The organism is Bacillus sp. FSL W8-0116, from assembly GCF_038003825.1.
Classification (GTDB): domain Bacteria; phylum Bacillota; class Bacilli; order Bacillales; family DSM-4216; genus Bacillus_O; species Bacillus_O smithii.
Window position 1 is genome coordinate 483,404 of the sequence record NZ_JBBOPY010000001.1, and the last position, 12,442, is coordinate 495,845.

At 42.0% G+C, this 12,442-nt stretch carries 13 protein-coding genes; 2 read left to right on the plus strand and 11 right to left on the minus strand.

Translation table 11 applies throughout. The features are described from left to right. Positions 1 to 6: 6 nt before the first annotated feature. Positions 7 to 738 carry a ribonuclease III gene (rnc, locus tag N1I86_RS02245; protein WP_341094745.1) on the minus strand — a complete coding sequence of 244 codons (732 nt, stop codon included), beginning with the start codon at positions 736 to 738 and terminating at the stop codon, positions 7 to 9. Between the two features lie 275 nt (positions 739 to 1,013). On the opposite strand from rnc, the gene N1I86_RS02250 reads away from it, so the two are divergent. After that, a protein-coding gene (locus N1I86_RS02250; protein ID WP_076611651.1) for an IS630-like element ISBs2 family transposase occupies positions 1,014 to 2,059 on the plus strand; the annotation gives its coding sequence in 2 pieces (ribosomal slippage) (positions 1,014 to 1,517 and positions 1,520 to 2,059; 1,044 coding nt in all). Between the two features lie 280 nt (positions 2,060 to 2,339). Here N1I86_RS02250 and acpP read toward each other — a convergent pair. The 8 genes from acpP to N1I86_RS02290 all read right to left on the minus strand — a co-directional run bounded on the left by acpP (position 2,340) and on the right by N1I86_RS02290 (position 10,523). Continuing rightward, positions 2,340 to 2,573, minus strand: coding sequence for an acyl carrier protein (acpP, locus tag N1I86_RS02255; RefSeq protein ID WP_003354545.1), 234 nt, complete (start codon positions 2,571 to 2,573; stop codon positions 2,340 to 2,342). A 41-nt stretch (positions 2,574 to 2,614) separates the two neighbouring features. Continuing rightward, the gene (gene fabG, locus N1I86_RS02260; RefSeq protein WP_341094747.1) at positions 2,615 to 3,358 is read right to left on the minus strand and encodes a 3-oxoacyl-[acyl-carrier-protein] reductase; all 744 of its coding nucleotides are present in this window, start codon (positions 3,356 to 3,358) and stop codon (positions 2,615 to 2,617) included. Further along, on the minus strand, positions 3,355 to 4,302 hold the full coding sequence (gene fabD, locus N1I86_RS02265) for an ACP S-malonyltransferase (RefSeq protein ID WP_003354542.1): 948 nt from the start codon (positions 4,300 to 4,302) through the stop codon (positions 3,355 to 3,357). The genes fabG and fabD overlap by 4 nt, the downstream gene beginning before the upstream one ends. Positions 4,303 to 4,314: 12 nt before the next feature. Beyond that, complete coding sequence (gene plsX / locus N1I86_RS02270) at positions 4,315 to 5,313, minus strand: phosphate acyltransferase PlsX (protein WP_048623138.1); 999 nt, start codon at positions 5,311 to 5,313, stop codon at positions 4,315 to 4,317. Further along, on the minus strand, positions 5,310 to 5,894 hold the full coding sequence (gene fapR, locus N1I86_RS02275) for a transcription factor FapR (protein ID WP_341094750.1): 585 nt from the start codon (positions 5,892 to 5,894) through the stop codon (positions 5,310 to 5,312). Before fapR ends, plsX begins: the two co-directional genes overlap by 4 nt. 194 nt (positions 5,895 to 6,088) lie before the next feature. Next, positions 6,089 to 8,137 (minus strand): ATP-dependent DNA helicase RecG, encoded by a 2,049-nt coding sequence (recG, locus tag N1I86_RS02280; protein WP_341094752.1) that lies wholly within the window; start codon positions 8,135 to 8,137, stop codon positions 6,089 to 6,091. Between the two features lie 332 nt (positions 8,138 to 8,469). Then, positions 8,470 to 10,143, minus strand: coding sequence for a DAK2 domain-containing protein (locus tag N1I86_RS02285; RefSeq protein WP_341094754.1), 1,674 nt, complete (start codon positions 10,141 to 10,143; stop codon positions 8,470 to 8,472). Between the two features lie 17 nt (positions 10,144 to 10,160). Further along, positions 10,161 to 10,523, minus strand: a complete 363-nt coding sequence (locus N1I86_RS02290; protein ID WP_003354537.1) for an Asp23/Gls24 family envelope stress response protein — start codon at positions 10,521 to 10,523, stop codon at positions 10,161 to 10,163. A gap of 597 nt (positions 10,524 to 11,120) precedes the next feature. Here N1I86_RS02290 and rpmB point away from each other — a divergent pair. Continuing rightward, positions 11,121 to 11,309, plus strand: coding sequence for a 50S ribosomal protein L28 (gene rpmB / locus N1I86_RS02295; protein ID WP_003354536.1), 189 nt, complete (start codon positions 11,121 to 11,123; stop codon positions 11,307 to 11,309). Between the two features lie 282 nt (positions 11,310 to 11,591). On the opposite strand, the gene spoVM is transcribed toward rpmB, so the two are convergent. Both spoVM and N1I86_RS02305 read right to left on the minus strand, forming a co-directional pair. Next, a complete protein-coding gene (spoVM, locus tag N1I86_RS02300; RefSeq protein WP_040341495.1) occupies positions 11,592 to 11,672 on the minus strand; it encodes a stage V sporulation protein SpoVM in 81 nt (26 codons plus the stop codon). 86 nt (positions 11,673 to 11,758) lie between these two features. Further along, on the minus strand, positions 11,759 to 12,430 hold the full coding sequence (locus N1I86_RS02305) for a thiamine diphosphokinase (protein ID WP_341094756.1): 672 nt from the start codon (positions 12,428 to 12,430) through the stop codon (positions 11,759 to 11,761). Positions 12,431 to 12,442 lie beyond the last annotated feature (12 nt).

Sequence of the window (12,442 nt, forward strand, 5' to 3'; positions counted from 1 at the left end):
CCCCTGTCATTTCTGATTTTGTTTTAGTTTAGACAATGCTTGTTCGGCGGCACGCTGCTCCGCTTCTTTCTTGGACCGCCCTGTCCCTACGCCGAGAACCTGACCGTTTAAGGCAACTTCAGAAACAAATTCCCGATGATGGGCAGGTCCTTTTTCTTGCAGTATACGATACGTTAAAATACCGTTTCCGTCCCTTTGAACCATTTCCTGAAGCTGAGTTTTAAAATCCATCACATGAGAAAAAGCACCGGCATCGATTTTAGGAAACATGATTTTTTCCAAAAACTGGACAACAGCCTCTAATCCTTGATCAAGATAAAGAGCCCCTATGAACGCTTCAAACACATCAGCGAGCAAAGCAGGCCGCGTTCGTCCTCCAGTCATCTCTTCTCCTTTTCCCAATCGAATGTATTGACCGAATTGCAGTTCGTTGGAGAATCCGACAAGGGAAGGTTCACATACAACCGCCGCACGCAGCTTTGTTAATTCACCTTCGCTCATGAAAGGATATTTGTTGAATAAATAATTGGATACCGTCAGTTCCAGCACTGCATCTCCTAAAAACTCCAACCTTTCGTTATCATCGTGTGGCTTTTTTCGATGCTCATTCACATAAGATGAATGGGTAAAGGCTTGCATTAAAAGGCTTTGATCATGAAAATCAATTTCAAGCTTCTCTTGCAGCTGCCGAAATCGCTGCTCTTCTATTCTCTTGTCTTCTTTGGATTGTTTCCTCATTACAAAGTTCCTCCACTAGCATAAAATGAAAAACTTCTTAGTCTGAATGCCTCCATCTTCACTCACATAACAAGTTTAGACGAAATATCCTTTCAGCGCAAAATGTTTTCCCAATTTTCTTTTCGGCACAGAGCCTTCTGAAATAATCAGTGTAAAAGTGCAACTTTCATCAGAGTTAATGAAAAAAACTGATGACTATATAAATTGAAATAAAGGTTTTCTCCCGTTCCACGGCGAATAAATACAAAGAGAAAATAGGGGAACGGAGAGAAAATATGATGCCAAATCACAAAGACGAGATCGAAAAGTTGTCCACTGCCATGAAAGAAGCAAAAAGTAAACGAGCATATGAACGCTACCAAGCGATTTATCTTCATTTGCAGGGATATACCAAAGGAGAAATCGCAACGATTATTGGTCGATCCAAGAAAACTATTTATAACTATATTCATGCCTACGCCCAGCGCGGTCTTGATGGACTGGAGATGAAATACTCACCTGGCGCCCCACGTCGATTGACCCCTGAGCAGGAAAAAGAGCTGGCTTTGATCATTGAACATCAGCTCCCCGTAGATGTGGGATTCGAAGCAAAATATAATTGGACGCTTGCGATAATCGCTGAACTCATTCAACAAAAGTGGGGGCCAACATACACGCTTCGCGGAACAAGTGACATTCTGCATCGGTTAGGGCTAAGCTATACGAAACCGACCTATACACTAGCCAATGCCGATGAAGAGAAACAAAAAGAATTCGTCGAAATCACCTTCCCTGAAGTAAAAAAAAACTGGTAGATGGGAACATCGCCCATGTCCTCTTTCAAGATGAGTCGATGATTCGTGATTACCAAGCGATTCAAAAAACATGGTTTGTCAAAGGAAAACAACGAATCATTCCGACGTTTGGAAAACATCAAGGGCTGAAGCTGATTGGCACGTTGAACTACGAAACAGGGGAAGTGTTTTGCATCGAAGAAGAATGCTATGACGCGGAAACATTTCTTCGATTTCTTCAACTTGTGTTAGAACGCTATCCCACAGGCAAAATAGTGATGATTTTAGATAACGCTCGAATTCACCATGCCAAACTCATTCAGCCATTTTTAAAAGAACACGAAGATCGGTTAGAGCTCGTCTTTTTGCCACCATACAGTCCGCAATTGAACTTGATTGAAGGGCTATGGAAATGGCTGAAATCAGACGTGATTTACAACGTGTTCTATTCGAGTGTGCAAGAAATTAGAAAGAATGTCCAAGCCTTTATTCAGCGAATCAACCAGAAACCAGAACAAACGATCGATCGTTTGTGTGTTCAGTTGTAAATCTTTAATTCAACTTATATAGTTGAACTTTTCGAGCATTATGGTCATGGACATTCAATCATTTGTTATGGAAAGACGATCATCGTTGATCCTTCATGTGTTCTGACGAATGGAATGTGAAATGTCATTTCTTCCGTTAAACAATTGCCATTTGCGATATGTATACAGGCGGATTAGAAAAAATCGTATATGGGAATAAATGTGTTTGAAACAAAGATTCTTACAAAAAAAGCAGCCGCCTCCTTTGGAAGGACGAGCGACCGCTTTAAACTTCTGACGATTATTGTTTACTTTTTATGTAATTAACAGCATCACCGACTGTTACGATTTTTTCAGCTTCTTCGTCAGAAATTTCCATTTCAAATTCATCTTCCAATTCCATGACAAGTTCTACCACGTCAAGAGAATCAGCACCAAGGTCTTCTTTAAAAGAAGCATCAAGCGTCACTTGAGATGCTTCCACTCCTAGGCGGTCCACAACAATTTTAGTTACACGTTCTAAAACGTCGTCCATTCTACTCACCTCCCCTCAAATACTTCGACTTAACTCTTATATCACATGCCCATTCCTCCGTCAACCCGCAATATTTGCCCAGTCATATAACTGGAATCAGGCGACGCCAAAAATAAGGCCACTCTTGCAATCTCTTTCGGCTCCCCTATTCGAGCAAGAGGAACTTGTTTGATCATGGCTTCTTTTACTTCTTCTGGCAGGTTTTCAGTCATATCAGTAGATATAAATCCAGGCGCGATCGCATTGACCGTAATTCCCCTCGAAGCAAACTCCTTCGCGGTGGTTTTGGTTAAACCGATTACCCCTGACTTGGCTGCCACATAATTCGCTTGACCTGGATTTCCAGTAATCCCGACAATAGAGGAAATATTGATAATGCGACCACTTCTTTTCTTCATCATGGCCCGTGCTGCTGCCTTTGTACATAAAAAGACACCTTTTAAGTTCGTGTTGATGACAGCATCCCATTCCTCTTCTTTCATTCTCAAAATCAAATTATCTCTCGTAATACCAGCGTTATTGACAAGGATATCTAAACCACCAAAGTAATCGACAACTGATTTTATCATATCTTGAACAGATTGACTATCCGAAACATCACATTGAACAAGGAGTGCTTTTCTTCCCATTGCTTTAATTTCTTCGGCTACTTCACGGGCTTTTTCTTCACTGCCAGCGTAATTAACAGCTACATCGGCTCCTTCTCTTGCAAACTCAAGCGCTATTTCCCGGCCGATTCCTCTTGAAGCCCCTGTCACAAGGGCCACTTTTCCTTCTAATCTCACACTGTTCCCTCCTTCAGTTCTTGAACGGTGGACCGAATCGATTCTTCGTCCGAAACGGCGAATGTACGAACTCGGCGGTTCACTTTTTTAATCAAACCAGACAGTACTTTTCCCGGTCCAATTTCAATAAAAGTATCAACCCCCAGCTCCAAAAGTGTTTGAATGGTATCTTCCCACAATACAGGAGAATAAAGCTGTTCCAACAGCTTAGCACGAATATCGCTGGCAAGTTGAACCGGACGGGCGTCCACATTGGCGACTACCGGGACTTTGCAGTCATGAATCTCTATTTGATCCAACACTTTTTCCAGTTTTTCTGTAGCAGGCTTCATTAAACTAGAATGGAACGGTCCGCTCACTTGCAGTGGAATGACTCTTTTAGCTCCACGTTCCTTGGCCAGTTCTCCAGCTGTTTCGACGCCTTTTTTTGTCCCTGATATGACAATTTGCCCAGGACAGTTCAAATTGGCTAATTGGACACTATCCCCGCCTTGCGATACCTCTTCCGTCACTTTCAGCAGTTCTTCACGCTCCATGCCCAACACGGCAGCCATTGTCCCTACACCTGCCGGAACTGCTTCTTCCATATAACGTCCACGCATGTGCACAGTATAAACGGCATCTTCGAAACGGAGAGCTCCGGCATAAGTCAACGCAGAATATTCTCCCAGACTGTGTCCAGCGGCATAATCGGCATGAATTCCCTCTTTATTGAGCCTGTTCACTAGCGCCGAACTTACAGTCAATAAAGCCGGCTGAGCATTGTACGTCAGTGTGAGCGTCTCTTGAGGACCATTGAACATAATATCGCTTAACGAGTAACCAAGTTTTTCATCTGCTTTAGCGAAAAGGGCGGCAGCTTCCTGATCTTGTTGTGCCAATTCCTTCCCCATGCCAACTGTTTGTGATCCTTGTCCAGGAAATACAAAGGCTATTTTTCCCATTCTTGTCTCTCCTTACGCTTCTTGATTTTGCAGTTTTTCCGCTTCTTCCTTCACAATTCCGGTTATGTTGTATTTGACCATTTCCTGCGCCTGGCGAAGGGCGTTATAAAAAGCTGTGGCGTTGGAAGATCCATGAGCCTTAATGACTGGTGCTTTCAACCCAAGGAGCCCGGCGCCTCCATATTCCGAATAATCCATTTTCTTTTTCAGCCCTGATAATTCCGATTTCATCAAGCTAGCTCCCAATTTTGTTTTCCATGACGACAGCATGACTTCTTTTGTCATAGAAAAAACAGAAAGAGCCGTTCCTTCGATTGTTTTTAACACCATATTTCCGGTAAATCCGTCTGTCACAACGACATCCGCTGCCCCCTGAAGCAAATCTCTTGCTTCCACATTGCCCGTAAAGTTGAGATTTGTATGGGACAATAGATCAAATGTCGATTTCGTCAGTTCATTTCCTTTTTTCTCTTCGGTTCCAATATTCAAAAGTCCTACCCGCGGACGGGATATTCCCCGAACTTTTTCAGAGTATATCGTCCCCATCAAAGCATATTGAAGCAAGTTCTCCGGTTTTGCTTCAGCATTGGCTCCCAAGTCAAGCATTAAAAAGCCTTTTCCGTCAACTGTCGGCAACGTGATAGCGAGAGCCGGACGGGAAATTCCCGGAATTCTTCCAACCACGAACAGTCCCGTGGCCATTAAAGCCCCTGTGTTTCCGGCAGACACGCACGCATCTGCTTCTCCTGATTTTACCGCTTCAGCCATTAAAACCATGGATGAATTTTTTTTCCTTCTAACTGCTTTTACGGGTTCATCCGTCCCCAGAATGACTTCATCCGTATGTACAATTTTCACTCGATCGCTTGCTTTTAAATACTGTTTAATCTCTTGTTCTTTTCCAAACAAAACAATTTCTAAATCCGGAAACTCTTCTAAAGCCCTGTTTGTTCCCAGCACTATTTCTTTCGGGGCGTTGTCACCGCCCATGGCGTCTACTGCTATTTTCATAGTTCTTCATCCTTTGTTGTTGATTTCGAACGAAACATAGTAAATTCTCCATAAAATACCAGCTCTTGTCCAACATAACTTCTTACTTTCACAATCGCTCTTCCCGTTTCCGTTTGAGGATTTGATACTTTCGCCTTTGCTACTACCCTCTCTCCTTCTTTGACAGAACGGGTAAAGTGAATGTTGGCTTTTTCCGTAAGAGCAAGCTCATCATTGATCACAGCGACTGCAAGCGAATTGGCTTGGGCAAAAAGATGATGGCCTCTGGCAATTTTATTTCTGCTAAAAACATGTTCTTCTTTCACATCAAAAATGGAGATGGCGCTCTTATCAAGTTCTATATCAACAATATCACCGATCACTTCTTCAATCGAGAGAGAACGGACTTCGTTCCGAAATCGCTCTTCTGCCACGTGTTTAATCCGTTCCCGCAACTCCGGGATGGAAAGTTCCATACGATCTAATCGAATGGTTTGCACACTCACACGAAATCGTTCTGCTAATTCTTCGTCGGTGATAAAAGGATTGTCTTCAATTGTCTCCTGGAGCCTTTTTTGTCGTTCTTTTTTGGATAATCTCATATTATACACCATCCGATATTAGTACTAGGTACTAACAGTAGTATATAATCAAAAAATATAGAATGCAAGATCATATTGGCATTCAGTCAGTAATTTGTAAACGTTTTTCTTCCTCAACCGAGACAATCATTCAAATCTTTCCTCCCGACGAGTGAGAGTAAAGGATGCGGAAGGAAACGACCTCTCTTTTTTGGTTAATCCAGCTTTTCTCCAGACAGGACTCCCGACTCTTGTAAATACATGCGCAGCGGTTCGTATTCTTCGGTGGTCCAAAAAGCATCTGACTGGATAAGCTCGGCCGCATCTTTCCGGGCTGTTTCCAGCGCACGATAATCATGAACGACATCAGCCACTTTAAAATCTGGCAACCCGCTTTGTTTTTTCCCAAATAAATCTCCCGGTCCGCGCAATTCCAAGTCTTTTTCGCTTAAAACAAACCCGTTGTTCGTTTCCGTCATAATTTTCATACGTTCTTTACCTACTTCTGTTTTAGGATCAGCGATTAGAATACAATACGATTGCTCATTTCCTCGTCCAACACGTCCCCTTAATTGATGCAGCTGAGCAAGTCCGAATCGATCAGCATCATAAATCACCATAATGGTAGCATTTGGAACATTCACTCCGACCTCGACAACAGTTGTGGAAACAAGAACATGAATTTCATTGCGACTAAATGCATTCATCACTTGGTCTTTCTCCTCGGCACTTAGTCGTCCGTGCATCAGCCCGATGTTGTAGCGGTTATGAAAATAATGGGTTAATTGGGCATGAATATCGATAGCATTTTGCACGTCCAGCTTTTCAGATTCCTCAATCAGCGGGCAGATCACATATGCCTGCTTATTTCGTCGCAGCTCCTTTTCCATAAAGGCTAGAACACGTTCAAACATATCATGCTTTGCCCAATACGTTTCAATCGCTTTTCGTCCTTTTGGCATTTCATCAATGACGGACACATCCATCTCTCCAAAAGCGGTGATCGCCAGCGTTCTCGGTATCGGCGTCGCCGTCATAAACAACACATCGGGATTTTCTCCTTTTTCCCGCAACACTCTTCTCTGCTCAACTCCGAATCGATGCTGTTCATCCGTAATGACCGTGCCTAATTGTTTGAAATTCACATCCTCTTGTATGAGAGCGTGAGTACCTACCAAAATATCAATGTCTCCGTTTTCCAGCTGTTCCAACACCTGTTTTCTTTTCTTTCCTTTTACAGAACTTGAAAGCAGCTCAACGGTGACGTCAAAAGGTTCAAAAAGTTCACGTAAAGACGACGTATGCTGTTCCGCCAATATTTCCGTAGGCACCATCAAGGCTCCTTGATTGCCTGCTGTAATCGTTGCATATAAACAAACGGCAGCCACGACGGTTTTTCCCGAACCAACATCTCCTTGAAGCAATCGGTTCATACGGTAAGGCGATTTTAAATCGGCGCAAATTTCATTGATCACACGTTTCTGAGCATTAGTCAGAGGAAATGGCAAATGTTGAATAAATTCTCTAAGTTTTTTTACATCATAATGTTGCTCTTGACCTTTTGAATGCTCTCTCTCAAATTTTCGCAACGCCTGTATTTTTAATTGGAAGTATAGAAATTCCTCGTACACAAAACGACGGCGCGCCTGTTTTAATTCCTGCGCGTTTTTCGGGAAATGCATCGCCCGAATGGCTTCCCGGCGACCCGGTAATTTATAATTTTCAAGAAATGCGGTCGGTAGATTTTCTCGAATATAATCTCCATATTCATTAAGGGCGGTTGCAATAAATTTTTTCAACATATTGGACGTGATGTTTCCCTTTAAAGAATATACCGGTTCAAATTCGCTGCGATATGAGTAGGGACCGAGATGATAGTGTTGCACGGTGATCGTTTGACGGTGGCGATCCCATTTTCCGGTGACTGTGATCGTATCGTTCAGTTTGATTTTTTTCTTTAAAAAGGGCTGATTGAAAAAGACCGCTGTCACTAAATAGCGATCTACAAGAAGTTTAAACGTTAAACGTGATTTTTTCCGACCGTAATACATGACAGAAGGATCACTGTGAACTTTCCCTTCGACCGTTACCCTCTCTTCATGAGGGACATCGGCCAAGTCTCTCAAGCGGTAATCTTCGTACCTGTAAGGAAAATATTCCAATAAGTCCTTAATGGAGTAAATGTTCATTTCCGCAAGCGAATGGGCTGTTTCTTTACCGATCCCTTTTAAAACACCAACGTCTCGAGAAAGCAGATTATTCACGGTTATTTTGCGATGTCTCCCCCCTTAATACGGACATCTCCGACCAGGAGAGCCACCGCATACCCCCCTTCTGCTGTGACTATCTATTATCGTGAATGGCAAAGATACTTTTGACAGAGGCAGCACCTTTCTATCACTTTTTTTTCTTTGGCTAAAGCCTTCTGTTTCGTGATCGAATTCAAAAAGGGTCAATAGTCCCATTTCACACAGCCGCCATATTCCATCTTTCCCAACGAAATCATTTTTTTAATTAAAATGATTTCCATACGAAATAGAAGGGGAATATCCCCTTCTATTCGTCGACTTCCCAATATTCGATTTAGTTCCTTTTCCTATTCAATCGAAATAATAAAAGAATAAAGCGGTTGCTTTCCATTATGAACTTCTATTTCCAAATCCTCATATTTCTCTTCAATGAAAGCAACGAGTTCTTCTGTTTCTTCTTTGGAAACATCTTCACCATAAAAAATGGTGACAATTTCACTATCTTCTTCCACCATATTCTCAATTAAATGTATGGCAGCTTCCATTTTATCCTTGCTGGTCGTTACAATCTTTCCATCTAAAATGCCCATAAAATCATTTTTAGCAATGGAAACGCCGTCAATCGCCGTATCTCGAACGGCATACGTAATTTGTCCCGTCTTAACATGAGCCATCGCTTCCGCCATAGCTGCCTGATTTTTCTCCAAACTTTGGTCTGAACGAAAAGCAAGCAGAGCGGCTATTCCTTGGGGAACCGATTTCGAAGGGACCACTACTACTTCTGCATCAATCATTTCTTTTGCCTGTTCCGCTGCTAAAATAATGTTCTTATTATTCGGGAGAATGATGACTTTTTCAGCGTTAACTTCCTGCGCCGCTTTGACGATGTCCTCCGTACTTGGATTCATCGTTTGTCCGCCAGGAATGACTGCAGAAGCTCCTATGCTCTTGAACATTTCAGCAATTCCTTCTCCCATGGCAACCGTTACAATCCCATACGGCTGTTTCTCTTTCTTCTTTGTATCCGTATGCAGCTGTTGGTGGGTTTCCCCTACAATTTGACTATGCTGTTCACGCATGTTTTCGATTTTTATTTTAATGAAGCTTCCATATTGCTGTCCATATGTAAGCACTTCACCAGGTCGTTCCGAGTGGATATGTACTTTAGCCACTTCGTCATCTGCAACAACAAGCAGAGAATCGCCAAATTGGCTAAGGTCTTCCCGGAATTTTTCTTCTGAAAATGGATGATCTTTGAGTTTCTCTTTTTCCAAACGAACCATAAACTCCGTACAATAGCCATACACAATGTCTTCTGTTTTCATGAAGCTTTGAGCTTTATGATGTTCCGCTTTGACGAGTTCGTCAAGCGTCGGTTCAATCGCAGGAGTTCCGGGTAATTGTTCCCCTTTTAAAGCGGCTAAAAATCCTTCATATACAAGGACAAGCCCTTGTCCTCCGCTGTCGACTACCCCCACTTCCTTTAACACCGGGAGCAATTCTGGGGTTCGTTTCAAAGAGCTTTTCGCTTCTTTCAGCAATGCTTCCGTCACTTTCACAATATCGCGCTCATGCTTAGCCGTTAGAACGGCTTTTTTTGCAGCATCTTTCGCAACCGTTAATATCGTTCCTTCTACCGGCTTCATGACCGCTTTATAAGCTGTATCTACTCCAGCTTCAAAAGCATTAGCGAATTCTTGGCTATTGATCCATTCTTTTTGTTCAATTGCTTTAGCAAACCCACGGAATAATTGGGAAAGAATCACACCTGAGTTGCCGCGCGCTCCCATCAATAATCCTCTTGCAAGGGAAGCCGCAGTCTTACCTACATGATCTGTTAAATGTTCTTGAACTTCCTTAGCTCCGGAAGTCATAGACAAATTCATGTTTGTTCCCGTGTCGCCGTCAGGAACAGGGAATACGTTTAATGCATTGACCATTTGTGCATTGGCAGCCAAGTTATTGGCACCGGCAATGATCATTTCCGCAAAACGCTTACCATCCAAAGATGTTATCGACACGTATTTTTTCCTCCTCACTAAGGGTTCGTCACCCTGACACCTTGTATAAAAATATTGACTGTATCAACTGACAGCCCAACCGTTTGATCAAGTGTATATTTTACTTTCGTTTGAACGTTATGGGCCACTTCGGAAATTTTCGTTCCATAGCTAACGATAATGTACATATCGATATGAATCCGATCGCCTTCTTGCCGAACAATCACGCCACGGGTGAAATTTTCTCGTCTCAAAATTTCCGTTAATCCATCTTTCAGTTGATTTTTGGACGCCATACCCACTATGCCGTAACAATCTACAGCAGCTCCACCGGCAATAGTGGCAATGACTTCATTAGAAATATCTACCGTTCCATACTTCGTTTTCAGCTCAATCGACATGAAAAGAGCCCTCCTTATCGGATTCTTCCTTTGATACAAACATTTTACTATACATAGGGGCTTTTTAAAAGTGAACCTTCCGTTCTTATCATTCCAAATTAATCGATCAGCGTCAAGGTGTTTTTCTTGAAAGATATTTTGTTCCAGTTTTTGTCTCCTATTCGTAAATTCCTATCATATTAAAAATAAGTCCTCTTCCCTTCTGTCCTTGTGAATCAACCAAACCCAACTTATTTTATTACAAGAAGAGATGAGAAATGACTCTTTCATTCTTGCTTTTCCTTCCTTTTCTATCAAACAGATCAATGAACGTACAGACAGATGGCGTCTATTGAACATCAAATTTTGTGCATGAGTACAACAGACAGCTGTTTAATCCTTCAAAATCCATTTTAACTGTGAACAAAAGCTTTGGCTCCCATGATTTGGTCATTTTTTACATCTTAATAGCTAAAAAGCCAGAGATTCATCGGTGTCTTTTCCCTTCCTGATATTGCATTAACCAATATTCTATGTTAAATTATATTAGTGTCTGTTTGAAGATAAGGAAGTAATGAAATTGAACATTTTCAGCTTCTGCAGTTAGGAGGGAATCAAATGGCAAAACAATGCGTGATTACTGGTCGCAGAACGCGTACCGGAAATAGACGTTCCCACGCTATGAATGCCAACAAGCGTACTTGGGGAGCAAACTTACAAAAAGTGCGCATTCTAGTTAACGGTAAGCCAAAACGGGTTTGGGTTTCTGCAAGAGCTTTAAAATCCGGAAAAGTTGAACGTGTATAATGACAATAAGCACCCTCTCTCGGGTGCTTGTTTTTTATCCCGTCATATAATGAATGATCTGCAGCCATTCCATTTTCACTTCAACGGCCATTTCAGGTGACCTTTTTCGCTTCCCTCTCGTTTCTCTTTTTACGTTTTCACCCATTTATGTCTCATGAAAAGGGGGGTGATTCCAAAGGTCTGACTCACTCAAGACACGCTACGCCGGGCAGTTCATAGCATGCTGAAAAATCTGGCCTTCCGCCCGACGTCAGCCCCTTGGAAACCATTTCTCTTTTCTCTTTATCCTTTTTTAAAGGTACCAAGCATTGCCCGGACAATTCCGCCTAAAAATCTAGGCAATTTAATCGTATAAAATTTCATTCCATGTCCCTCCCCATTCATCTGAAGGATGATAATGGTCTATTCGCCATATTATATTCAAACAAAGGAAATAAGTACGTATCGTCCTAACGTGCCGGACTGATTGGCATTTCATCGGAACTTCTTACCATCATTAATATGCCGCTTGTAAAGGAAAAAGTACCTTTTTCTTCAATCAGTTCATTGCTTATGCATCGAGTCGATCCAAATATTGCCGTATAATTATGTAAAGGATATTTAAACCCTGTAAGCGTTAATCCTTCAACATGGCCGTTCACAGGAAGAAAAGAAACATATGGCTTATCAGGAAGTTTTCGTATTTCATATTTTTTCGGACGATGAAACGAGATGATATTTTGGCGATCGATGATCTTAAAATCTATAGAGCTTTTGCTCCATTTCTCATTCACAAGCAAACTGATATTAGCCAAAAAATGATCCAGCCTCCCTCCGGTGGCGCCAAACAGAGAGATGGTGTTTGGATTTTGCTTTACACCGTATTCGATGGCTAGCTCCATATCGGTTTCATCTTTTTCCGGTCTGTATTTTTTAATATTTCGCACTTTTTCCTTTATTCGCTTCCATTCGCTCTCTCGAATGGAATCAAAATCACCTACAGCGAGATCAGGCACAATTTGTTCATCCAGTAAATATTGCACGCCTTTATCAACCCCGATCCAATACATCTCTTGTTCATCAAACGTTTTTAAATCCGGTATACATATACGGGGACCGCCTGCCACAATGCCCACATTCATCCATATTCCTCC